Raw genomic sequence first — 23,602 nt, 5'->3', positions numbered from 1 at the left:
TTCCTATTAATTTATTTAGTTACAGCAACAACTTGACCCACTCTTACAAGCACCGCTTTTTTCTGTATTAGAAGCCTCTGTGCTCACTTGTGCTCGATAGCCATCCTCCTCTAAAGCCGCAACAATTTCTTGCGCATGTTGCGAGATATTGCCAACAACCTTAACTGCTCCACAGGCAAGGTCTACTTCAACCTTCTGCACCCCAGCAATTGAATTAATGACTTTTTCCACCTGCTTTACACAGGCGTCACAAGTCATGTCGCTTACCGTTAAATTAATTGTTTCCATAGCAGCCTCCTTTGTATGGATTCATTATTGGGCCAATCGTCTAAAGGGCGTATGATTTAGATCATATGGATATCTATATTCCTGAACTGCTAAAGGACCTCCTGCCTAAAGAGCTACTGGGGCAAAGTCATGCCTATCATTTTGAAAAAGGTGATTACCTTTTTCATCAAGGTAAAAAGCCTGAATACATGTTTTTTATTGTTTCCGGTGAAGCTGTTCTTACTAGGACCAGTAACCATGGAGAACCCACCACCTTACAAAGATGCAAAGGTGGCTTCTTAAGTGAGGCGAGCTTATTGTCAGACGCTTATCACTGCGATGCTTTTGCAACTCAAGACGGACAAGCGATTACGCTACCAATTAAATACTTAAGAGACGCACTGACTGATAGCAAGTTCTCACTTAAATGGGTGCAACTACTCAGCAAAGAGATCATGCGACTGCGAACGCAATCAGAACGTTTAGGTCTAAAAGACATTCGAAGTAAGCTAATCCACCTCATCGAGACTGAAGGTAAAAATGGTGTCTTAACGCTCCAGTCTGATTTCAAATCTATGGCCTCAGAGATTGGCGTTACCCATGAGGCTTTATATAGAGTAATTGCCTCACTAGAGAAAGAAGGATTGATGAGGAGGCAAGCCAACTCTTTGGAGTTCCTAAAGAAAAAATGATGCCGATTAGATGCTATCGTTTTAAACGACATTCCTATAATGGGTCAACCCTCTAACGCCAAAGGACCATATGAATGGATCATTACAAAGTATCTTTTAACAGCCGGAATGATTGTATTCATCTCTGAGGCTGCCAAACGTAGTGATCGATTAGGTGGTTTTATTGCGGCATTGCCACTGATGACTCTTTTAACTTTAGTGTGGCTCTATGTAGAAAACCAACCTGAAGAGAAAATTGCTAATCACGCCTATTACACCTTTTGGTATGTGATCCCAACATTACCGATGTTTCTTTTATTTCCATATTTACTCCCTAAGCTGGGATTCTGGTTGACGATGGGTGCGTGTGTTGTAGCAACGGTTATCTGCTTTGGCCTATTTGCCCTGGCAATGAAGAGCTTTGGAATTAATCTTCTTTAAATCAAAACCATCCGCAGGTGGTTTCGAGAATTCTTGGTGGCCCAGGGCGGAATCGACCAAGGCCGAGGATGTCAAACTAAACTTTTAATTAAATAATCAATAAAGCGGAAAGTAGAAGCAAAATTAAGTTGCTATAAAAAGTTGTGGCGAAACCATACGCTCTCATAATTGGATTCTTGCCATACCCCAACCAAAAAAGGAGTCTATAAATATTAAAAGCAACTGCCAAAATGATTAGCATTGCTAAATGCGTACTTGGCAACCCCACGCTTAATCCAAACAGGGCAATTGAAAAAAGTAAAAATTGTTCATGAGTGTTATTTAAAACCTTCACATTGAGCTCTACCTGTGGATCCGAATGGTCGCCTCCAATCGCGGCGCCAAAAAATCTTAAGTAAGCCACTCGGGCAATTAAGACAACAATTGGTATGAGGCCAATTGTTATGGCTATCCAAAGCACATTAAGTCGCCCAGAAATATTTCCAATGAATTCAAATTGAAAAAGAGGCGTAACCCACCAGGAAAATAAAATGATAAGTATTGAAGTCAAAAGACCCAAAACCATCATTTTTCTAATGTAGCTTTGGCTGTTGGTAAGCATATAAGAATTATCGTTAGATTAGTGGCTGCTGTAAAACACTAATCTATCAAATTACACAAAAAAAATCTCCTGCAGGTGGTTTTGATGTTTCTTGGTGGCCCGGGGCGGTATCGACCAAGGCCGAGGATGCCTACATCCACGCTTAGACCAATGCCTACTTTATTCGTAATGAGTCCACATTCTTAAGATTCGAACCGTCTTCTCCTTGCGCAAAATTTCATAAACTAAGCGATGTTGAATATTAATTCTGCGTGAGTAAGCCCCTTTTAGATCACCAACCAACTTCTCATAAGGCGGCGGATTTTGGAGGGGGTTTGCCTCTAAAATATCCAATAAGTCTTGGGCTTTATCTTTAAGACCTGCGGCAGATAGTTTTTTAGCATCCTTAATGGCATATTTGGAATAAGCTAAATTCCAAGTCACCACTTCAACGCCCTTTTACTTTTAGTAATAGGCTCAGCCATAGCGTCTTTAATTGACTCACGCATTCCTGGAATGGCCAATAGATAAAGCGTCTCCTGAATGGCACTCCAATCTTCTTCAGAAACTAAAACAGCATTTGCCCGCTTACCAGAGATGAGTACTGGCTTGTGTGACTCTGCCGTCTGATCAATCAAGCGGTAGAGATCTGCTCGAGCTTCACTTGCGGTTAATGTAGTCATGATTTCGCTCCTTTGCAATATAGTACGTAAAAGCGTACGTTTTGTCAAGTGATTATTCTACCCGCCAGCCCAAAAGAAAATAGCCCAGCAAGTGGGCTATTTACATTCTTGGTGGCCCGGGGCGGAAGCGTCCAGGGCCTAGGATGGTTGATCCTATTTCTAGACTATCGTTTTAAAAGACAATTTTCTCTTGCTCAATATTAACAAATTTGTTAATATACTTGGATGAGCTATTCCATCTTTTATTACAGCGAACAAGTTCAAGAAGACATCATGAATTTACCTGTAACGCTTCAAGCTCGCTATATTGGATTGACCGCCCGAATGATTGAGCATGGGCCGAATTTAGGCTTGCCTCATACGGATTCATTTGGCGGCGGCTTATTTGAATTAAGACTTAAAGGTGCTGAAGGTATTGCCCGAGTTTTCTTTTGTACGATGGTGGAGAAAGAAATAGTGATGCTCCATAGCTTTATCAAGAAGACTCAAAAGACGCCTGAGAAAGAATTAAAGATTGCGAAAGCACGTATGAAGGAGTGGGAAAAATGACAACGCAGAAGAAAACAAAAATGCTTACCCATAAACAAATGATAAGCAAAATGCTTAAAAAGCCCGCTGTCAAAGCCGCAGTCAAAGAACTTGATCGCACTGAATTTGCTATTCTTGATGAGATTCTTACGGCAAGGAAAGAGGCTGGATTAACGCAAGCTCAAGTGGCAAAAAAGATGGGAACGCAAACCCCAGCTATTGCTAGATTAGAAAGCTCTCTGGCTACCGGCAAACATTCCCCAAGCCTAACTACCCTAAGAAAGTATGCGGCGGCCTTGGGCAAGAGGGTTGAGCTTCATTTAGTCTAAAAGGCTCATCCACCCGACCAAAATAAAATACCCCGCATAAAGCAGGGCATTATTTAAATGTTGGTGTCCCGATGCGGAATCGACTAGGGCCTCAGGAGATTCTCATCCTACATCTAGACTACTTCCAGCTAAGGTTCAATTTCTTATGCGAAGCGGCGCAATCTCTCAAATAAAGATTAATGAGGCTTTGATACGGAATGCCCACCTCTTCTGATACAGATTTGAAGTAGCTCACTGAATCCTCATCCAATCTAATGGTTATGGGCTTCTTGAGCATGGAAGCATATGGATTTTTACGGGCTTTTGAGAAATCATATTCTTTACGCATCTTCATCACCTTTTTAATAAGCTATCACTATTAATCTCTACTAAATGTAATTTAAAGTTTTTTAGGCCACATTCTTGACGTGTGAAATACTCGCAATATTTCCACATTTCCGTCCTTTATACGGTACGGGACAATATACGGATATCCAAAAATAACCAACTCCCTAGTTCCTGGGACTCTGCCGGCTCTCCCAAGCTCTGGATATTGAGCTAATTTATTAACACTTTCAATGGTATGAATTAAAAATTCTCTAGCTACTTTAGGGTTATCGTCCGCAATATACTCTGTAGCGTCATTTAGGTTTTTGGCGGCATTACGTAACCACTTAACCTGCATGCTTTTTCACTAACTTAGCAAACTCTTTCTCTGAAATGAAGTCTTGGTTGTCAGCCTCTTTTAAGGCGCCCTTAATTTCATTAACCTGCCAGGCCTCAACTTCTAAATAGCGCTCTATCGCCTCTGAAGCTAAAAAAGATTTTGTGCGTTGAGTGGCCCCTGCCAATTTATCTAGCATTGACTTTGTTTTGTTGCTAACCCGTATGGTTAAAACCGAAGTTTCCATAATCTTTCACCCCAAAGAATACTTTGTATACATTATATACAAACAGGGCTGAACGCACAAAAGAAAATGCCCCGCACGAAGCAGGGCATTATTTAAATCTTGGTGGCCCGGGGCGGAATCGAACCACCGACACAAGGATTTTCAGTCCTCTGCTCTACCGACTGAGCTACCAGGCCAAGACTCGCAATTATAAATCAATCGCCCTTATTTCTTGAGGTGTCTATCCCTAGTGCTTTGAGTTTACGGTAAAGGTGTGTCCGTTCGAGACCCGTAAATTCAGAAATTTTCGTCATACTCCCGCCCATTATTTGCATTTGATTTTCAAAGTAGGCCTTTTCAAATAGGTCTCTGGCCTCACGCAAAGGTAAATCAAAATAACTTTTTGCAATGCCGCTAATTAACTCTAATTCAGGCTGGCCGCTCTTGGCGATGGCCGCGGCATCGAGCGCTACACCAGTTTTAAGTTGGCCCGGGGAATATGCGCCATTTGCGGCCAAAGCATCTTCTGGTTCGGGTCTTTTCAGCGATTTTTCTAATGCCTTATTTACCGTCTTCAGTAATTTTTGCAAAGCAATCGGCTTTTCTAAAAAATTCATTGCCCCTATGCGGGTTGCCTCTACGGCGGTATCGATCGTGGCATGCCCCGACATCATCACCACTGGCATGGTGAGCTGGCCACTCTTTGACCACTCTTTTAGCAATGTAATGCCGTCGGTATCAGGCATCCAAATATCGAGCAAGACCAAATCGGGCCGCATTTGCTCACGAATCGTACGCGCCTGAATGGCACTTTCTGCAGAATAAACGGTATGGCCTTCATCACTCAAAATTTCATTGAGTAATTCTCTTATACCCATTTCATCGTCAACAACTAAAATATTTGCCATATTAAGCGGGCTCTTTTGCAAGGTTCATAAATACAATGGCAACTTTGGCTCCAATCAGTATTTCGCCTTGTAAACGATTCTGAATCTCAATTTTGGCGCCATGATCATCAATGATTTTTTTTACCACCGCTAAGCCCAAACCTGTTCCCTTACTCTTGGTTGTAACATAGGGCTCAAACGCCCTTGCCAATATCTTAGCTGGAAATCCGCAGCCTGAGTCACTTATTGTGAGACGTACTGCATTTTGTTGGGGATGGGCCCCAATCCCATAAGGTACAACACTAGTCCTTACTTCCACCAAAGCGGTATGGTCTTTACCTTCAAGCGTAGCATCTTGGGCATTTTGGAGTAAGTTATGAATAACCTGCCGCAGTTGAGTGGGGTCACCCAAAATGTCTGGGCATTTGGGGTCAAGCTGAACCTCCATTGGGCTGCCTTCGTATAAGCCCAAAATTTCCTGTATTAAGGCATTCAGCGAAACAGGTCGTAATTGTGGCAATGGGGTTTTTGCAAAATCACGAAACTCATTGACCATTTGCTTCATTGCTTGCACTTGACCAATAATAGTTGCGGTATTACGCTTCATCATTTCTTCCAACTCGGGGGTTACTGCGCCCGTTAATTTCTGTTGCAAACGCTCGGCAGACAATTGAATTGGTGTCAAAGGATTTTTTATTTCGTGCGCTAGTCTCCGTGCTACTTCGCCCCAAGCAATGGAGCGCTGGGCCGTAACGACATCAGTAATATCATCAAAAACAATCAAGCGCAATTCATGACTTAACTCGGTGCCGCGCACAAAAAGCGTTACACCAACTTCATTTTCATACTCATTTATCGCATGTAGCCGAATTTGCTTCTGCCATATGGTGGCGCTAGGTTTTTTATGGTTGGCTTGGCTTGCTTCACCTGAAATTGCCATATGCAAAGTTGCAAAGCCTTCGCGAATGGCAGCATCAAACTCTCCTAACAAGGGAAAAGCGTTGATTTGTTGGCCCCGCATTGGCGCTAATTCGGTCCCAAAAATACGATCGGCGCCTGGGTTACTGGAAACCAAACGATATTGCTGATCAAAGATACATACCCCCGCAGTAAGACTATCTAAAATCGACTGTAAAAATGATTTGGATTCTTCTTGCGCTGTGCGTGCATCGGCAATTTGTTTGGTCATCATATTAAATTGACGCGTTAACATGCCTAGCTCGTCGCCTGTATCTAACTCAGGCTTGGGCGATAAATCGCCTTGTGCAACTGCCTCTGTCCCCCGCAAAAGCATTAATAGGGGTTTAGCCAATTCTCCGCCCAACAATAACGCAAGGCTTACTGCGACAAACAGGGCAAAAAATAGGGTTAAGGTTAAGGTACCAATATACATTTTGCGTAAGCCAGTGCGCCCTAAAGCCTTTTCCTGATAATCGCTGTATGCAGTTTGAATTGCCAGGGTATTTTTAGTGACACTAGGAGGAACCTGCTTAACTAATTGCAAATACCTAGCCTCTCGAAGGCCTTGTGGGCTGATCCCAAAGTTGCCAGCTGCTGAGGTCACTCTGCCCTGACTTATCGGGACTACTGCACGTAAAAAATAACTTTGGGAACCATCCCCCTCAATACGCTCATCAATGGTGCCAGTTCCTTTTAATTTATTAGCCTGTGCCAATAAACTCGCTGAGGGAGGCGGGGCTTCCTGAATATTGCTACCAGAAATAGCAATCGCAATTAGCTGCTGCCGAGTATTAAAAATTGCTAATTCTTGAGTATTAGTTTGGGCGCGTAGCCGCGATAATATAAGTGTTAATTCGGCAGCGCTGGCATTATTTGGCAGGCGCGTCAATTGTTCAGCGATATTGCTACCATCATCTTGCAATTCTTGTAAAGAGGCATCCAAGGTAGTGCGCCCTAACTCAAGCGCAGCTCCAAGCGCTGTTTCAACTTTGACATCAAACCATGTTTCAATACTACGCGAGACAAACTGCCAAGAAACACCATACAAAATTAAACCTGGCACCACTCCGACTAAAGCAAAAATCATGGCTAATTTAGCCACCAAGCGCGCGCCAAAACGGCGCTCTTTCCAGCGTACCGCTATCACTGCGCCCAGCACCAAAATGATCGTTAACAAACAAAGTCCAACAACAACGTTGGCACTATAGAGCCAAATAAAATTGTTATCGAAAAATGCGGTGTTGGATGAAGCAACTGAAAGTAATATTAATAACACTAAAGCCAAAAATCCAGAAGCGGTTACGGCTATAGGTAGGGCGCGTCGTTTCCAGCCCTCCCTTGCTAGCGCAGCGCTCCAACGGGCAGGAATAGGGCTACTTATCATTGCGCGATGACGTTCTGGAAACTGGGTGAGAATGGAAAACGCAACCAATCGCTTGAAACATTCCAGTCGCGATTATTTAACGCATTAACTTGAAATGGTTTGGGTAGCTTACTTAAATCTAGGGTCATGCGCAATGCCGCAATATAGGTTTTACCCAAATCAATATTGGCGCGCTCAATAACGCGCCAACCCCCGATCGTACCGGCTGCCTGTAGGGCCTCACGCATAGTTGCTACAGAGAAACTAAAACCCTCCGTAGAGATTCGATATTGCTTGGTGAGAGGCTGGTAAGAAACCCGCGTTTGTCGCGTCACCTGTGAGGGTCTTTCATCAAACCAATACCAACGCCCCCGAGTTAGTTCAAACTCAGTTTGAAATGTTAAAACCAAACCTTTTTGTAAAGCATCCTCTAACCCGGGCGATAGCTCAATATTAAAAACGGCGTTTAACAGCCAGTCGGTGTCAACCCGTTCAATTTCTGCTGCCTTAACTTTAATTCCTTCGGCATAGATTAATGGGCTCAGCCCTAAACCTAAGCCTAAAATTAAATACAAGATCCAATTGTTAAGTCGCCGCGTCATGAACCATTCTTTTTAAATAGAGCATAGTAAAAGCCATCGTGCGTTTTGGCCGGCAGAAGCTGGCCAATAGACTCTAATCGTAATGCATCGGCATAATTTGCTTCAAACCAGCTAGCTTGCTCCTCTCCCTCGGCTGGAAAAAGTGAGCAAGTGACATACAACATTAAACCGCCAGGCCTTAATACTTGCCATAAGGAGTTTAGTAAGGCACGTTGGCTTAGTTGTAGTTGCGCAATATCGTTTTCTCGGCGTAAAAAAGGAATGTCCGGATGGCGCCGCACAATTCCTGAGGCTGAACAGGGGGCATCTAATAAGACCTTATCAAATAATTGCCCATCCCACCAATTGCTTAGAGCAGCATCTGCCTGTTTAATAAGGTGGGCTTCGGATGCTAGCCCCAAACGGGCTAGATTGCTAGCAATTTTGCTAATGCGGTGTGGGTCTATTTCTAGGCTAAGTAACTTAATGTTGGCAGTTTCAAGTAAATGCGCTGTTTTTCCTCCAGGTGCTGCGCAAGCATCTAAAACCCGCTCGCCCGGCTGAAGATTTAACAAGAGCCCTGCCAGCTGTGCACCCGCATCCTGAACCGATACTAAGCCAGTTGTAAAGCCAGGGATTTCTGTCACTGGACGTGGTACTTGCAAAGAAAGTGCGCCTTCTAAGGTATGGCCTGCAATAGGCGGAATTTCTTCATAAGCTAGGCCAGCCTGCGCCAATAGTTCGAGATAAGCGACGCGGGTAATTTTGCTTAAATTAATACGTAAACTTAGCGGCGGGTGTTGTGATTGATGAAAGCAGAGTTGTTTCCATTGACTTGGGTAGCTAGCCTTTAGTTGGGCTAACCACCATGGCGGTAGATACCCGCCCCCTACATCAATCTTGGCAACCTTATTGGGTCCTTGGTCCAGCTCGGTGATTGCCATGCTAATTTTTCGTAATACTGCGTTCACTAATCCCTTCGCGTGCTTGGTCTGAACTGAGGCGTCACACGCCTTCACTGCTTCGTCGACCACGGTATGAGCAGGATACCCCCGCTTCATATTTATCTGGCGCTGCATTAATAGCACAATGGCGATGCTCAAAAGATGGTCTAGTCGCTGGCTGGGCGCTTTAGGCACATATTCTTTAATTAGCTGATGCGCCCCCCGCCACTGGCGCAAGGTCTCGAATGTGAGGCTTTGCACAATGGGTCGCTCTTGGGCGGGTAAGTCTTCAATAATTTGCGTTAATGATTGGCCTGCCATGATCCCATCTATTGCGGTAGCAGACAAACTAATGGCTTTTGCCAGGCCGATACTTTGTTGGGTTTGCCTTAACTGCCCCATTAACAAGATTCGTTATGAAACTGCTGCTGGGGATGTTGTTCTAAAGCTAAAAACCAAATGCGTGCACTGATTTTATTTCTTCCCGGCTTTTGTACTTCAAGCAATTCAATCATGCCTTCCCCGCACCTCACCAACACCTCACCATTGGGGCCACAAAAAATTGCTCCAACTAATGCAGTGCCTGCAGTCACTTCCTTTGGCATCGTATAGCTAGCTATTTGTGAATGCCAAATTTTGAGCACCTCACCATTTAACCGAGTACTAGCCCCAGGAAAGGGATTAAACGCACGAATCTGCCGATTAATTTCGTTAGCACTTTTAGACCAATTTACAACAGCCTCACCTTTGAGAATTTTTTGCGCATAGCTAACGCCTTCGTTTGCTTGAGGCATGCGCCTGAGTGACTGGCCCATTTGTAGCGTTGTTAAACATTGGGTTATTAATTGTGCGCCCATAATGGCTAATCGATCGGTCAAGCTGGTGCTAGTCTCATCAGCAGCGATGGGCGTCTTTTGCAACGCGACCTGATCCCCGGTATCAAGCCCTGCATCCATGCGCATAATCGTGATACCAGTTTGCCTATCGCCCGCTTGGATTGCCCGCTGAATAGGTGCTGCCCCGCGCCAACGCGGCAAAAGAGAAGCGTGCACATTAAAGCAGCCCCAGCGTCCATTGGCTTCGGTTAAATCTAAAATGGCCGGGGGAATTAGCAACCCATATGCAACCACTACCATTAGATCGAAATCGGTTTGAGTGATAGCATCGAACGCTGCTTGGACTAAAGAATTGTTTTCTAATTCACCCGGCTTTATTTTTAAACTGGGCGGTTGCAGCACCGGAATATCATGTTCTAGAGCCAGTACCTTTACGGGGCTTGCTTGCATTAACATGCCCCTACCAGCAGGCCTATCAGGCTGAGTAAGCACTAACACTACTTGATGACCAGCAGCCAAAATTGCCCGTAATGACTGCGCAGCAAACTCAGGTGTGCCAGCAAAAATAACCTTCATAAATGGCTCACCTGTTTTTAGGCCGCTGTGCTGATGCACTAACGAGTTAATAAATCGATCGCGCGCTTTTTCATTTTTAAAGCAATTCGCGCGCGCTTTAAAGGTGAGAGGTACTCGATAAAAACCTTGCCCATTAAGTGATCCATTTCGTGTTGTAGGCAAACCGCTAATAAACCATCGGCCTCAAGCTCAAATTCATTTCCGCTAGGGTCTAATGCTTTAACTTTAATGCTTTCTGCGCGCTCTACTTCATCAAAGTATTCTGGTACCGACAAACAACCTTCCCGCCAAGATTTTTTTTCTGTGCTCGCCCAAACTAACTCGGGATTAATTAAAGCAATAAGTTGATTTTGCTCTTCAGTAATATCAATCACAATAATGCGTTCATGAATATCAACCTGGGTTGCAGCTAAACCAACACCCGGTGCCGCATACATTGTTGCGGCCATATCGCGCACAATATTTTGAATGCGAGAGTCGACCTGTGCCACTGGCTTGGCAATTTTATGCAAGCGCTTGTCGGGATATTGGAGAACTTCTAATAGTGCCATGTAAGAATTATCCAACAGAGTAATAAAGCTGTCCTGACAGACAAAAATTTCCCTACGCCGACAATGAATTGATGCAAACTTCTACGATTTTGGCTATTAGCCGTGGCGCACCCAACTATCCACCCCAGCTTCTCGACCTTCACGACCCGCCGGCGACAATTTATGCCTCGGGCGATGTAGCGCTAATTAATCGCCAGCCCCTAATTGCCATTGTGGGTGCAAGAGCTGCCTCTCGACAAGGCTTGCTCGATGCCGCTTTTTTAGCACAAGGCCTAGTAGAAAGGGGTTTTGGAGTAGTTTCTGGCCTAGCGCTAGGGGTTGACGGCGCCGCGCACCGCGGCACCTTGAGGGCCAAAGGCTTCACTTTAGCCGTTGGTGCAACTGGGTTAGATGTGGTTTACCCCCCACAGCATGAGCAACTTGCTCAAGAAATTGCCTGCCAAGGCCTACTTTTATCCGAATTTCCTGCGGGAACCGCCCCCAAAGCCTTTCATTTTCCGCGCCGTAATCGCTTGATTGCAGCACTCTGTTTGGGGGTTGTGGTAGTTGAGGCTGCGACGAAGTCCGGATCTTTAATTACCGCGCATCTTGCAGCCGAACTAGGTCGCGAAGTCTTCGCTCTGCCAGGCTCAATCCACTCAACGCTTGCCAAGGGCTGCCATCGACTCATTCAATCTGGGGCGAAGTTAGTGACCAGTATTGACGATATTGTGAGCGAATTGCCCGCTTACGGGCTTCAAACCAGCCGACAAATACCCCTGCACAGTGAAATCACCGGTGATTTATCCCCTAAATCACCCGTTTTTGCAGATTTTCCGCTGCTTCGGTGGATTAATTATCACCCCAGCTCCATCGACGAAATCTGTCTTTTAAGTGGCATTTCTACCCAAGAAGCCCTGGTTCAGGCCTTATTGCTAGAGGCTAAGGGCTTAATTGAGCGACTGCCTGGAGAGCGCCTGCGTTTGTTGCAAAAACAATGAATTTGGACTTTTCCTAAAAGATCGGTTAATAATAAAAAAGGGTGAATTTGCCGATGACTAACAAAATCAGGTTAAATTACCCTTCTTTTTAATAATTCTCATTTCTTTTTAAGTTCAACTTTAGGCTCCCGCGTGGCAAAAGCACCTACCAAAACTAAACCCTCCGCTTCTGCAGACGGTGAAACTAAAACCTTGATCATTGCTGAGAAGCCCTCGGTAGCGAATGATATTGCGAAGGCCTTAGGTGGTTTCCAAAAATACGACGATTATTTTGAAAACGCCGATTTTGTAATTTCTTCAGCAGTTGGTCACTTGCTGGAAATTGCTGCACCAGAAGAGTATGAGGTTAAACGGGGCAAATGGTCTTTCGCTAACCTGCCGGTGATTCCGCCCCACTTTGCCTTGCGACCAATTGTTAAAACTGAATCACGCCTCAAGGTGTTACAAAAACTGATTAAACGTAAAGATATTACTGGCTTAATTAATGCCTGCGATGCAGGACGTGAAGGCGAGCTCATTTTTCGCTTAATTGCACAGCACGCCAAAGCCTCACAATCGATCAAGCGACTCTGGCTGCAATCAATGACTCCCAATGCCATTCGCTCTGGGTTTGAAAATTTACGGCCCGACCTTGACATGCAACCCTTAGCTGATGCCGCCCGCTGCCGCTCAGAGGCCGACTGGCTAGTAGGCATTAATGGTACGCGCGCCATGACTGCTTTTAATAGTAAAAGTGGTGGCTTTTTTCTGACTACGGTAGGCCGTGTGCAAACCCCAACCCTGTCGGTGGTGGTTGAGCGAGAAGAACAAATACGGCAATTTATTTCTAAAGATTATTGGGAGGTAAAGGCTGAGTTTATCGCTGCTGCTGGTATTTATGAGGGCCGCTGGTTTGATCCGAAATTTAAGAAGGATCCAGCCGAGACTGATCTGCGTGAAAATCGCCTCTGGAGCGAAGCCGCCGCCCAAAGCATTGTGGCCGCCTGTCGCGGTAAAAAAGGCACGGTAAAAGAAGAGGCTAAACCCGCTACTCAGCTTGCCCCGCAGCTTTTTGATTTAACCAGCTTGCAACGCGAGGCCAACGCCCGCTTTGGTTTTTCAGCAAAAAATACTTTGGGCTTAGCGCAGGCATTGTATGAGCGCCATAAAGTATTAACCTACCCGCGTACCGACGCTAGAGCATTGCCCGAAGACTATCTCGATACGGTTAAACAAACCATCGAAAATTTGGCTGAGCATTCGCAGGAATATAAGCCCTTTGCAAAACAAATCTTACACGGCGACCCGACCGATCCCAAAGCTAAAGCGGGTTATGGTTGGATTAAGCCCAACAAACGTATTTTTGATAACTCGAAGATATCTGATCACTTTGCCATCATTCCCACCCTTGAGGCACCGAAAAATTTAAGCGAGCCTGAATACAAGTTGTATGACTTAGTAGTGCGCCGCTTCCTGGCGGTATTTTTTCCTGCAGCTGAGTTTCGCGTTACCACGCGTATTACTGAATCATCAGGCCATCACTTTAAAACTGAGGGGCGTGTCTTAGTGAGTCCTGGCTGGCTTACTGTTTACGGTAAATCGATTCAGGCTGACGATGAATTAGTGCCTGTTCAAGCAAATGAAACAGTACAAAATGAGGCGGTAGTGGTAGTGCCGCTTAAAACCAAACCGCCTGCTCGCTATACCGAAGCTACTTTGCTCTCGGCCATGGAAAGCGCTGGTAAATGGGTTGATGATGATGAGATGCGCGAGGCAATGGCCGAAAAGGGCCTGGGAACGCCAGCCACGCGCGCAGCCATCATTGAAGGCTTACTATTTGAAAAATACATGGTGCGCGAAGCACGGGAATTAATTCCCACCGCCAAAGCCTTTCAGTTAATGACCTTGCTGCGTGGTCTTGATGTTGAGGAGCTTACACGCCCCGACCTTACTGGCAACTGGGAAAATAAACTGGCTCTGATTGAGCAGGGCAAAATGAAGCGCGAAACTTTCATGCAAGAAATTGCGCAGATGACGCAACGCATTGTGAAGCGCGCTAAAGAATATGATAGCGATACCATTCCGGGCGATTACGCCACCCTAAAAACTCCATGCCCTCATTGCGGCAAAGCAGTTAAAGAAAACTACCGGCGCTTTGCTTGCGAACAGTGTGGCTTTACGATTAGCAAAACTCCGGGTGGGCGAGCTTTCGAATATCCCGAAGTAGAAAGTCTGTTGCAAGAAAAAACCATCGGTCCATTGCAGGGGTTTCGTAGCAAAATGGGCCGTCCTTTTGCGGCCATTATTAAATTAAGCGAAATTCCCGAGGATGACAAAGATTATCCCAATGCGGGCTTTAAGCTAGAGTTTGATTTTGGCAATAGTGCTAACGATGAAACTGAGGCCATTGATTTTACGGGTCGCGAAGCTTTGGGCGTGTGTCCAAAATGCTCGGGCGCCATTTATGAAGACGGCATGCGTTATATCTGCGAACACAATACTGGCCCGAATAAAACGTGTGACTTTAAAACTGGCAAGGTAGTTTTACAACAAGAAATTTCCACAGAGCAGTTGAAAAAATTATTAACTACGGGCAAAACCGACTTGCTCACTAACTTCAAATCAAATCGTACGGGTCGCGGCTTTAAAGCTTATTTGGCACTAGATCCTAGTGGAAAAATTGGTTTTGAATTTGAAGCTAAAGCGGCAGGTAAGGCACCAGTCAAAAAGCGGGCGGGCGAGACGGCAGCAAGTAAATCGGCCGATAAGCCCAAGCGCGCCAGTCGCGCTAAAGCGGCTGAGGGCGCTTGATCGCTAGCGCCAGCTAAGGCTTGTTGCTCAACGCGCGCCTGCACTTGCGCTGAAATAATAGCGGCCGCTAAAGCCGACCACAACACGCCCCTCGAGCCCAGCGCAGTAGCAATGTAGAGGCCCGGCAAAGCGCACACCTCACCAATAATCGGCAGTCGATCGTGAGCAGCGCAGCGTATGCCGACATAACTGCCAGCAAGCTTCAGTTCGGCTAAATTGCCCCGCTCATAATGAAGTAGCGCTGCAGCTTGCTGACGATTGTGCGCATCGCTACTTGGCCATGCTGCTAGGCTAGTTTCATTTTCATCGTAACTCGAGCCAACTACCCAGGAATACGTTTTACTTACTTCATCATATTGCGCAGGCAAACAATAACCTTCGCCTGAAATGGCCGCACTGGGCAAATAGGCTGCCCAAGCACTATTTGCTGAAATTTGAAATTGATTCAGCTGACCACGAACGGGTTTTAGGGGAAGCTGAATTTGCCAATCTGCCACTAACTGTTTTGCGCCATGGGCGCATGCCAATACCAATGATGTTGCTTTCGCTAGCGATTGGCCTTGTCGATCAAGCGCGTGCCAATTTACACCGTCATGACGAATGCTGGCAACTTGTGTATTTGCTTGATACATTAGCGCATCGGGTTGACTAAAAATGGTGGCGCAGGTTTTTTCTAAATTGATGGTTGCGCCCTGTGGAAACCAAATACCATCACGGGCAACACCAGTTAATTGCCGTGCTTCACCAGCGCGCAGAATTTGCGCAGAGGCGTCATTAAAGCCTACACTCGCCAATTGTTCGTTCAGCAAAGCTTCATTTAATCCGGTGTTGGGTTTAAGTGGCTGAAAAATACCTTCTTCGCGCCAATAGGGCTGCCATGTTTGTTTGGCTAAAGCAAAAGCAATGTACGTTAAGCGCTGTAGTAACGGACGCGCGCGTATTAGGCCTGGATGGGCTAAAGCAAAAGCATGAGCTGAGGCTCCAGAGGCGGGCTTGGGTCCACCATCTAATACCCGCACGCGTTTGCCTTGTTGTAAAAATACTTGCGCAATTGCTGCGCCAGCAATGCCAGCCCCAACTAATAAAATGTCGTCTTGGTAAGGCGACACTTAACTACTAAGGCGCGCTTCAATTTTGCTGCGGGTTTCCAATAGCTCTTGGGGCAAGCGCTCTTTTAATTGCTCGAATAACTCTGCATGTAATTTCAACTCGGCATTCCATGCTGCTTTATCAACCGAGATAACGGTATTAAATTGCTCGCATGAAAAATCGAGGCCCGCCCAATGTAAATCAGCATGCTCTGGACAAATACCAAAAACGGTTTCTTGGCCTTTGCCCGTTCCCTCCACGCGCTCCAAAATCCAAGCTAGCACGCGCATATTTTCTCCAAAGCCCGGCCAGACAAACTTACCTTGCGCATTCTTACGAAACCAATTGACACAATAAATTTTTGGTAGCACTGCGCCCTCGCTGGCTAGTTTTTTGCCCACATTAAGCCAATGCTGAAAATAATCGCTCATGTTGTAACCGGCGAAAGCAATCATGGCAAATGGGTCGCGTCGCACTACACCCACTTCGCCTGTAATTGCTGCGGTGGTTTCAGAGCCCATCGTCGCAGCCATATAAACGCCCTCTACCCAATCACGGGCTTCGCTGACCAACGGGACAGTGCTAGAGCGACGTCCACCAAATAAAAATGCATCGATTGGCACGCCTGCGGGATCATTCCAATTAGGATCTACCGCGGGATTATTGGTGGCAGCCATCGTAAAGCGCGAGTTTGGGTGTGCTGCTTTGCGCCCTGCTACTCCATCTGCGGGAGTCCAATCTTTGCCCTGCCAATCGATTAAATGAGCTGGCGGGGTCTCTGTTAGCCCCTCCCACCAAACATCGCCATCGTCAGTCAGCGCGACATTCGTAAATATCACATCGCGATTTAAAGAATCAATGCAATTGGGATTCGTAACTCGATTGGTCCCTGGAGCAACGCCGAAATAGCCTGACTCTGGATTAATGGCATATAAACGCGTTTTCCCGGTTAGTGGATCTTTCCGCGGCTTAATCCAGGCAATATCATCGCCAATGGTGGTGATCTTCCAGCCCTCAAAACCTGCGGGCGGAATCATCATGGAAAAGTTAGTTTTGCCACAAGCCGATGGAAAAGCTGCGGCGATATGATATTTTTTTCCAGCGGGATTGGTAACCCCCAAGATCAGCATGTGCTCGGCTAACCAGCCTTGATCACGGCCCATGGTTGAAGCGATGCGCAAAGCAAAGCATTTTTTACCAAGCAAAGCATTGCCGCCATATCCCGAACCATAAGACCAGATTTCACGGGTTTCGGGAAAGTGCACAATATATTTGGTTGAGTTGTTGGGCCAAGCAACGTCTTTTTCGCCGTGGGCCAGAGGCTTGCCAACAGTATGTATACAGGGCACAAAATTACCCGTGGCGCCCAACTGATCGATTACTGCTTTTCCCATGCGGGTCATGATGCGCATATTAATTGCTACATAAGGGCTGTCGGAAAGCTCAACTCCGATATGGGCAATTGGCGAACCAATTGGCCCCATTGAAAATGGGACCACATACATGGTGCGGCCACGCATACAGCCTGAAAACAAAGGATTTAAGGTGGCGCGCATTTCTTTTGGATCAACCCAATTATTCGTTGGGCCTGCGTCGACCTTTTTCTCTGCGCATATAAACGTACGATCTTCTACGCGTGCTACATCTTGTGGGTCGGATAAGGCCAAGTAGGAATTTTTGCGTTTAGCAGAATTAAGCCGCTTGAAAGATCCCGCTTGCACCAGCAGTTCACAAAGCTGATCGTATTCTGTCTGTGAGCCGTCACACCAATGCACTTGATCTGGCTTTGTAAGGGCGGCAAGATCTGCAACCCATTGAATTAATTGCTGATTTTTAACATAGGCAGGGGTGTTTAAGTTCAGCACGCCTTGGATTGCTGGTTGGTTCATTGGAAACCCTCACTGCATTTTTTATAAAGAAAATGATTTTAACATTTACGGCTTATTTAAGCCCTTTTTCCCTTGGGGCCAATCCCAGCACTGAGCCCTACTTACCAATGCAAAATTGGCTAAATATTTTGCCCAATAAATCATCTGGCAAGGTTCTGCCAGAAATGTCCTCGAGTCGCTCTTGTGCAAGGCGCAATTCTTCTGCTAAGAGCTCAAGGGTTTGATTACCATTCGCGCTATGGCCTTTGGCATTGTGTAAGTGGCTTGCCGCCAAACGAATAGAATCAACATGACGTTGTCTGGCAATGAGAAGTCCCTCGTTGGTACCAGACCATCCCACAGACTTGAGAATGTGCTGGCTAAGAGCCTCAATGCCATAACCCGTTTTAGCAGAAATACTTAAAGCGCCCGCCAGATTGCTGGCTTGATTATTTTCATCTGCGCGTAAATCGGCTTTATTAATCACCAGGAATATTGCACAACTTGCGGGAGCGGTAGTGGCAACGCGTTTTTGTAATTCCAGCTCGGCTTGTTCTGCCTCAACACTTTGTTTACTGCCATCGCGCAAAAAAAGAATTGCGTCGGCCTGTTGTACTGCTTGCCATGTGCGCTCAATGCCCGCCTGCTCAACCAGATCTTGAGTAAGGCGCAAGCCGGCCGTATCAATTACGTGTACTGGTAAGCCCCCCATATTAATTGTGGCTTTGATGCGATCACGGGTGGTTCCGGCAACCGGCGTAACAATTGCCAGCTCATCCCCAGCAAGCCGATTGAGTAGTGCGCTTTTACCAACATTGGGTGCGCCTACCAATACAAGTTGAATACCATCCCGCAAGATTGTCCCCTGAGTTGCAGCTTGCTGTAAGTCAGCCAAGCGCAAGCCAATGCTTTGGAGGCGCTGATGTGCCTGTGCATTTTCTAAAAAATCAATTTCTTCTTCTGGAAAGTCAAGGGTTGACTCAACCAAAATTCGTAAGGCAATAATTTCCTCAACTAGGGCATCGATTGTTTGTGAAAAAGCCCCCTGCAATGAACGTGTGGCGGCCAGCACCGCGGCTTCGCTCTGGGCGCCAATTAAATCAGCAACTGCCTCGGCCTGAGCTAAATCAATTTTGCCGTTGAGGTAAGCGCGCTGTGTAAATTCACCAGGCGCAGCAATGGTTAGGCCGCATTTTTTTCCAAGCTCTAAGCAGCGCTTAACGATCAACTGCAATAATTGTGGGCCGCCGTGACACTGCAGCTCTAAAACATCTTCACCAGTAAACGAAGCAGGCGCTGGAAAGAATAGTGCTAGGGCTTGGTCTAGGGTTTGTCCAGCGGCATTTTTAATCGACACTAAAGTGGCTTGTCGCGCTACCAGTGTGGTGCCCACCAGCGTTTGCATTAAATCGGGTGGGATGGGGGCGCCACTAATGCGCACAATACCAACCCCCGCGCCGCCAGTCGCCGTAGCAATCGCAATAATAGGGGTTTTTCTAGCAAGCATTATTAGCGGGCCTAGGCCGCCTGTTTTTTTCCAAACATTTTGTTAATTTGCCATTGCTGGGCAATCGATAACAGGTTATTAACGACCCAGTAAAGCACTAAGCCCGAGGGGAAGAAAAAGAACATGACCGAAAAAATGAGTGGCATGTACATCATCACTTTAGCCTGAATAGGGTCGGGTGGCTTGGGGTTTAATTTGGTTTGAACAAACATCGATATAGCCATAATGACTGGCAAAATATAATATGGGTCGGGCATTGAAAGATCGTGAATCCAACCAATCCATGGTGCATTGCGCATTTCAACCGACGATAGCAGCACCCAATACAAAGCAATAAATACCGGGATTTGAACCACGACTGGCAAGCAACCACCAAGCGGGTTAATTTTTTCCTTCTTATACATTTCCATCATTGCGGCATTTAATTTCTGTGGATCGCCTTTATATTGTTCGCGCATGGTTGTTAAGCGAGGCTGCACTTCTTTCATTCTTGCCATCGATTTATAGCTAGCCGCGGAGAGCGGGAAGAACACTAGCTTAATTAATACGGTTAACAAAACAATCGACCAACCCCAATTGCTAACCACACCGTGAATTTTTTCCAACAGCCAAAAAATTGGCTTCGCCAAAATGGTGAGATAGCCGTAATCTTTTAATAGCTCGAGACCAGGTGCTATGCCCTCAAGCATGCTTTCTTCTTGCGGGCCAATAAATAAACGGGTCTTTTCGGTAACGGTTGTACCAGCAGCGATTGTCCCTAGCGGAATTTGCATGCCCACCCGAAATAGGTTCTTGTCTATTTTTCCGACATAGATATCGCGTACAGTTTTGTCAGCGGGTATCCAAGCGCTCGCAAAATAATGCTGCACCATGGCAATCCATGCCGGAGAAGCCGCCGGTACATCTTTGGGAATTTCTTGTTTGCCTTTATCGATATCAGCAAAGCTCAGCTTTTGAAACTTATCTTTTTGGGTATAGACCGCAGGCCCTGTAAAAGTACTATAAAACTGGCTCTCTTGTTTTTCGCTACCGTCACGCACTAATTCGGTATATAAAATAATGGGTCCGGCGCTGGCACTGCTCTGCGTTACGCTATGGCCAACCTGAACCACATAAGAGCCAGGAGTTAACAAAAATAATTTCTCTAACTTCACCCCATTGCGTTCTGCGCCCATCACCAAAAATGGCCGGCCCGCACCATCTTTGCCAGAGGACTGCAGCTTAAATACTGAGTTGTGATTGGGTAGCTCAAGATTGGCGCCAGCGATCAGTCCTGAGCGCGCAATATATTGATGGGTTGCGTTTAATTGCAATAGCTCGACGGGGGTTTTGTCGGCATTAAATTCTTGTAATAATTTTGCATTAACAATATTTGCACCGTTGGCACTAAGCTCTAAACGCAAAACATCGTTTTCTAGTACAAATTTTTCGCCGTTATTTTGCTCCAACACGCTAAGGTTTGAGAGGTTGACGTCTTTTGCTGGGCTTGCTGGTGCATTGCTGGGCGGCGCTACTGCGGCCCCCGCTTGCGGCGGTAAATCACCTTTGTTGGCATCAAGTGGTTTTGTGCCACCGCTAAGCGCGGTTGGTGTTGGCCCGCCGAGCAAACTCGGACGCCCTTCATGTACCAACCAATTGTTGTAAAGCATTAGCCCAGAAATGGCAAAAATGGCCCAAAGTATTGTTCTTTTAATATCCATAAAAAATAATTCGCCTAGGTCTTGAGGGTTTGTTTAGATTTTGTTGCCGGATCGTAGCCGCCATGAGTCCAGGGGTTGCAACGCAAAATTCGCCATACACTTAAGCGTACGCCTTTAAGAAAATGGTGGCTGCGCAAACAATCGCAGGCGTACTGCGAACAACTTGGCTCAAACTTACATTGGCCGCCCACATAAGGTGCCAAGACGATTTGATAACCGCGGATGCAGTAAATTCCCAAGAGGCTCAATACGCGCATTAAATTAATTCCGCTATTTTGTTGCGTAAGTTGCTGAACTCGGCTTGGCGCAAGCGCCCACGTGTGGTTTTCCCCACAGCATGGCGCAACTTAATTACTTTATCGTGATGCAGGGTTTGTGCTTGTGTGGTGCGCGCTATGTTGCGGAGCATACGCTTTAATGTATTGCGATCAACCGCCCTTCTTACCCATTTTTTTGCTACTGCAATGCCTAGGTCGGGGTGGTTTTGGTTTTGGGGTTCGGCAACATACACGCCCCAAGATTTATTGCTTTTGGGGGGCGTTTTTAGAAGCTCTGCAATTCTGGCGCTTTTCAACGCAAACTTAAACTGCGAGGCGTTTGCGACCCTTGGCGCGACGGGCATTTAGCACTAGGCGTCCACCGCGCGTTTTCATGCGGATGCGAAAGCCGTGCGTGCGCTTGCGGCGGGTTACTGATGGTTGGTAAGTTCTTTTCATGATCAATCCTGGGAAAGCCGACCATTTTCCTTGCTACGGCCCAAAAGGTCAACCATTGATTCAATTTCGTGATCGAGAATTCACAATTTTTGCGAGTTATTTTGATATTTTTATGAGCATTGCGCTGATTTTATTACGATTTTTTTACTTGTTAACAAGTTATCCACAGGTTTTCCACGCTTTTAGTGCTTGTGGGTAACTTTCAGAGCTAGCTACAATCAATATCTCATAATATGTCTAATCCCCAAATTCCCCCCTCACTGCAAGCCTCTAGCCCCCTTATATTTTGGGATGAGGCCTTAAGTTTGCTAGCGCGTGAGCTGTCGCCGCAGCAGTTTAAAACCTGGATCCAACCCCTTAAGCTGGGCTCCTTTGTTGAGAGTGAGCAATTGCTAACTATTACAGCCCCGAATCGCTTTAAGCTCGATTGGATTAAAAAAACCTTTGCTGAACGCTTTCAAGAGTTAGCTACGGCCTATTTTGCCACCCCGATAAACCTCAGTTTTGTCCTTGAAGTTGATCCTGATGCAGTCGATCGCGTCCTGAATAGTGCCGCGACACCCGCTTTGGTGGGCGCCACCCAAATTGGTCTTGACCCCAACTCCGCCCTTGATGACGAAGAGTTAGTTGGCTTTAGCGATGAGCAGGTATTTGATATCGAAGACCACTCTAAGCTAAATCCAGCCCTAACTTTTGATACCTTTGTCACCGGTAAGGCCAATCAATTAGCTCGAGCCGCTTCAATTCAAGTGGCCCACAACCCGGGCACCTCATATAACCCGATGTTTTTATATGGTGGGGTGGGGTTGGGTAAAACCCACTTGATTCATGCCATTGGCAACCACCTTTTAAAAGAAAAGCCTGGTGCACGAATTCGATATATTCACGCCGAACAATACGTTTCCGACGTGGTTCGCGCTTACCAACAAAAGGCTTTTGATCGTTTCAAGCGCTACTATCACTCATTAGACCTGCTGTTAATTGATGATATCCAGTTTTTTAGCGGCAAATCGCGCACCCAAGAGGAGTTTTTCTACGCCTTTGAGGCCCTTTTAAGCAATCGCTCGCAAGTCATTATTACGAGTGACACCTATCCAAAAGAGATCGTGGGCATCGACGAGCGCTTAATTTCGCGCTTTGATTCGGGCCTGACGGTGGCAATTGAACCACCAGAGCTTGAGATGCGGGTCGCTATTTTGATGAAAAAGGCGGCTCAAGAGGGCATTCCCATGTCGGAAGATGTGGCTTTTTTTGTTGCCAAGCATCTGCGCTCCAACGTGCGCGAGCTTGAAGGCGCCCTGCGGAAAATTTTGGCCTTTGTACGCTTTCATGGTCGCGAAGTCACAATCGATGTTGCGCGGGCGGCCCTCAAAGATTTGTTATCAATCCAAAATCGCCAAATTTCTGTCGATAGTATTCAAAAGGCGGTGGCAGACTTCTATAATATAAAGGTGGCAGACATGTATTCGAAAAAGCGTCCAGCAAATATTGCCCGGCCGCGTCAAATTGCGATGTTTATGGCGAAAGAATTAACCCAAAAGAGTCTCCCTGAAATTGGCGATCTTTTTGGTGGTCGTGACCACACGACGGTTTTACATGCGGTAAGAAAAATTAATGAGGAGCGTGCGCACGATAGTCACTTAAACCACGAGATTCACGTTATTGAACAAACCCTAAAGGGCTAGTTTGCTTAATTTTGCTTGTGGATAAGCCTTTGGATAATGTGTGAATAAGTTGTGAAGAACTATTGGTTGAGGAGAAAATCGACTGCCACTAGGAAGTTATACAGATTTTGTCCACGGCTTATACAGAACTTATCCACAGCTTTTTGTGATTGTAAATTGTTGTTTTAAAATACCTATTTGAGTTATCCCCTGTTTTGGCCG

Annotated in this window: 26 protein-coding genes, 1 tRNA gene and 1 pseudogene; 7 read left to right on the top strand and 21 right to left on the bottom strand. The window is 46.1% G+C overall.

All coding sequences use genetic code 11. The features are described from left to right. Positions 1-15: 15 nt before the first annotated feature. Entirely contained in the window at positions 16-288 is a 273-nt protein-coding gene (locus tag LZT21_RS01970; RefSeq protein ID WP_233934810.1) for a heavy-metal-associated domain-containing protein, read from the bottom strand. A 65-nt stretch (positions 289-353) separates the two neighbouring features. Here LZT21_RS01970 and LZT21_RS01965 point away from each other — a divergent pair, with 65 nt between their 5' ends. After that, positions 354-959: a Crp/Fnr family transcriptional regulator gene (locus tag LZT21_RS01965; protein WP_233989142.1), complete on the top strand. Its 606-nt coding sequence runs from the start codon at positions 354-356 to the stop codon at positions 957-959. Positions 960-998: 39 nt separating this feature from the next. Continuing rightward, positions 999-1,379, top strand: a complete 381-nt coding sequence (locus LZT21_RS01960; RefSeq protein ID WP_233989141.1) for a DUF3147 family protein — start codon at positions 999-1,001, stop codon at positions 1,377-1,379. A gap of 88 nt (positions 1,380-1,467) precedes the next feature. Here the strand turns inward: LZT21_RS01960 and LZT21_RS01955 are convergent, their stop codons facing one another. From LZT21_RS01955 to LZT21_RS01945, 3 genes are all read right to left on the bottom strand, one after another. Then, positions 1,468-1,980, bottom strand: a complete 513-nt coding sequence (locus LZT21_RS01955) for an MAPEG family protein (protein ID WP_233934813.1) — start codon at positions 1,978-1,980, stop codon at positions 1,468-1,470. 159 nt (positions 1,981-2,139) lie between these two features. Then, positions 2,140-2,406, bottom strand: a complete 267-nt coding sequence (locus tag LZT21_RS01950) for a Txe/YoeB family addiction module toxin (protein WP_370634750.1) — start codon at positions 2,404-2,406, stop codon at positions 2,140-2,142. After that, entirely contained in the window at positions 2,400-2,642 is a 243-nt protein-coding gene (locus LZT21_RS01945; RefSeq protein WP_233925591.1) for a type II toxin-antitoxin system Phd/YefM family antitoxin, read from the bottom strand. Before LZT21_RS01945 ends, LZT21_RS01950 begins: the two co-directional genes overlap by 7 nt. Positions 2,643-2,867: 225 nt before the next feature. Here LZT21_RS01945 and LZT21_RS01940 point away from each other — a divergent pair, with 225 nt between their 5' ends. Together LZT21_RS01940 and LZT21_RS01935 are read left to right on the top strand one after the other, a co-directional pair. Then, entirely contained in the window at positions 2,868-3,191 is a 324-nt protein-coding gene (locus LZT21_RS01940; protein WP_233989140.1) for a type II toxin-antitoxin system RelE/ParE family toxin, read from the top strand. Further along, positions 3,188-3,499: a helix-turn-helix domain-containing protein gene (locus LZT21_RS01935; RefSeq protein ID WP_370623372.1), complete on the top strand. Its 312-nt coding sequence runs from the start codon at positions 3,188-3,190 to the stop codon at positions 3,497-3,499. The genes LZT21_RS01940 and LZT21_RS01935 overlap by 4 nt, the downstream gene beginning before the upstream one ends. 118 nt (positions 3,500-3,617) lie before the next feature. On the opposite strand, the gene LZT21_RS01930 is transcribed toward LZT21_RS01935, so the two are convergent. The 10 genes from LZT21_RS01930 to def all read right to left on the bottom strand — a co-directional run bounded on the left by LZT21_RS01930 (position 3,618) and on the right by def (position 11,066). Further along, positions 3,618-3,827 (bottom strand): BrnA antitoxin family protein, encoded by a 210-nt coding sequence (locus LZT21_RS01930; RefSeq protein WP_068949841.1) that lies wholly within the window; start codon positions 3,825-3,827, stop codon positions 3,618-3,620. A 51-nt stretch (positions 3,828-3,878) separates the two neighbouring features. Then, complete coding sequence (locus tag LZT21_RS01925; protein WP_233989139.1) at positions 3,879-4,163, bottom strand: type II toxin-antitoxin system RelE/ParE family toxin; 285 nt, start codon at positions 4,161-4,163, stop codon at positions 3,879-3,881. Continuing rightward, positions 4,153-4,389: a CopG family ribbon-helix-helix protein gene (locus tag LZT21_RS01920; protein ID WP_233989138.1), complete on the bottom strand. Its 237-nt coding sequence runs from the start codon at positions 4,387-4,389 to the stop codon at positions 4,153-4,155. The genes LZT21_RS01925 and LZT21_RS01920 overlap by 11 nt, the downstream gene beginning before the upstream one ends. Before the next feature lie 100 nt (positions 4,390-4,489). Beyond that, positions 4,490-4,565, bottom strand: a tRNA-Phe gene (locus LZT21_RS01915). 18 nt (positions 4,566-4,583) lie between these two features. Further along, entirely contained in the window at positions 4,584-5,276 is a 693-nt protein-coding gene (locus LZT21_RS01910) for a response regulator (RefSeq protein WP_233989137.1), read from the bottom strand. Position 5,277: 1 nt separating this feature from the next. Then, positions 5,278-7,599: an ATP-binding protein gene (locus tag LZT21_RS01905; RefSeq protein ID WP_233989136.1), complete on the bottom strand. Its 2,322-nt coding sequence runs from the start codon at positions 7,597-7,599 to the stop codon at positions 5,278-5,280. Continuing rightward, on the bottom strand, positions 7,596-8,180 hold the full coding sequence (locus LZT21_RS01900; RefSeq protein ID WP_233923351.1) for a DUF4390 domain-containing protein: 585 nt from the start codon (positions 8,178-8,180) through the stop codon (positions 7,596-7,598). The genes LZT21_RS01905 and LZT21_RS01900 overlap by 4 nt, the downstream gene beginning before the upstream one ends. Further along, positions 8,177-9,505 (bottom strand): 16S rRNA (cytosine(967)-C(5))-methyltransferase RsmB, encoded by a 1,329-nt coding sequence (rsmB, locus tag LZT21_RS01895; protein ID WP_233934832.1) that lies wholly within the window; start codon positions 9,503-9,505, stop codon positions 8,177-8,179. The genes LZT21_RS01900 and rsmB overlap by 4 nt, the downstream gene beginning before the upstream one ends. Then, positions 9,505-10,515, bottom strand: coding sequence for a methionyl-tRNA formyltransferase (gene fmt, locus LZT21_RS01890; RefSeq protein ID WP_233923349.1), 1,011 nt, complete (start codon positions 10,513-10,515; stop codon positions 9,505-9,507). The genes rsmB and fmt overlap by 1 nt, the downstream gene beginning before the upstream one ends. A 38-nt stretch (positions 10,516-10,553) precedes the next feature. Continuing rightward, complete coding sequence (gene def, locus LZT21_RS01885; protein WP_233923348.1) at positions 10,554-11,066, bottom strand: peptide deformylase; 513 nt, start codon at positions 11,064-11,066, stop codon at positions 10,554-10,556. Between the two features lie 71 nt (positions 11,067-11,137). Here def and dprA point away from each other — a divergent pair, with 71 nt between their 5' ends. Together dprA and LZT21_RS01875 are read left to right on the top strand one after the other, a co-directional pair. Further along, positions 11,138-12,046 carry a DNA-processing protein DprA gene (gene dprA / locus LZT21_RS01880; protein WP_233923347.1) on the top strand — a complete coding sequence of 303 codons (909 nt, stop codon included), beginning with the start codon at positions 11,138-11,140 and terminating at the stop codon, positions 12,044-12,046. 132 nt (positions 12,047-12,178) lie between these two features. Next, positions 12,179-14,836 (top strand): DNA topoisomerase III, encoded by a 2,658-nt coding sequence (locus tag LZT21_RS01875; RefSeq protein ID WP_233923346.1) that lies wholly within the window; start codon positions 12,179-12,181, stop codon positions 14,834-14,836. Positions 14,837-14,898: 62 nt separating this feature from the next. Here LZT21_RS01875 and mnmC read toward each other — a convergent pair. The 7 genes and pseudogenes from mnmC to rpmH form a co-directional block, all read right to left on the bottom strand. Continuing rightward, positions 14,899-15,945, bottom strand: a pseudogene (mnmC, locus tag LZT21_RS01870) (FAD-dependent 5-carboxymethylaminomethyl-2-thiouridine(34) oxidoreductase MnmC); the annotation flags it as partial. Beyond that, positions 15,946-17,814, bottom strand: a complete 1,869-nt coding sequence (locus LZT21_RS01865; protein ID WP_233989135.1) for a phosphoenolpyruvate carboxykinase (GTP) — start codon at positions 17,812-17,814, stop codon at positions 15,946-15,948. Positions 17,815-17,911: 97 nt separating this feature from the next. After that, positions 17,912-19,300, bottom strand: coding sequence for a tRNA uridine-5-carboxymethylaminomethyl(34) synthesis GTPase MnmE (mnmE, locus tag LZT21_RS01860; RefSeq protein ID WP_233989134.1), 1,389 nt, complete (start codon positions 19,298-19,300; stop codon positions 17,912-17,914). Between the two features lie 11 nt (positions 19,301-19,311). Beyond that, positions 19,312-21,000 carry a membrane protein insertase YidC gene (gene yidC, locus LZT21_RS01855; protein WP_233923343.1) on the bottom strand — a complete coding sequence of 563 codons (1,689 nt, stop codon included), beginning with the start codon at positions 20,998-21,000 and terminating at the stop codon, positions 19,312-19,314. Positions 21,001-21,014: 14 nt separating this feature from the next. After that, complete coding sequence (yidD, locus tag LZT21_RS01850; RefSeq protein WP_233923342.1) at positions 21,015-21,257, bottom strand: membrane protein insertion efficiency factor YidD; 243 nt, start codon at positions 21,255-21,257, stop codon at positions 21,015-21,017. Beyond that, positions 21,257-21,574 carry a ribonuclease P protein component gene (gene rnpA / locus LZT21_RS01845; RefSeq protein WP_233934835.1) on the bottom strand — a complete coding sequence of 106 codons (318 nt, stop codon included), beginning with the start codon at positions 21,572-21,574 and terminating at the stop codon, positions 21,257-21,259. Before rnpA ends, yidD begins: the two co-directional genes overlap by 1 nt. 7 nt (positions 21,575-21,581) lie before the next feature. After that, a complete protein-coding gene (gene rpmH / locus LZT21_RS01840) occupies positions 21,582-21,716 on the bottom strand; it encodes a 50S ribosomal protein L34 (RefSeq protein ID WP_233923340.1) in 135 nt (44 codons plus the stop codon). Between the two features lie 233 nt (positions 21,717-21,949). Between rpmH and dnaA the strand changes: the two genes are divergently transcribed. Further along, positions 21,950-23,401, top strand: a complete 1,452-nt coding sequence (gene dnaA, locus LZT21_RS01835) for a chromosomal replication initiator protein DnaA (RefSeq protein ID WP_233989133.1) — start codon at positions 21,950-21,952, stop codon at positions 23,399-23,401. Positions 23,402-23,602: the final 201 nt, after the last annotated feature.

It is taken from the genome of Polynucleobacter sp. IMCC 30228 (assembly GCF_021395205.1).
Lineage (GTDB): Bacteria > Pseudomonadota > Gammaproteobacteria > Burkholderiales > Burkholderiaceae > Polynucleobacter.
Note: the sequence above shows the minus strand (reverse complement) of the source record. Positions and strands in the feature narration are given on the sequence as shown.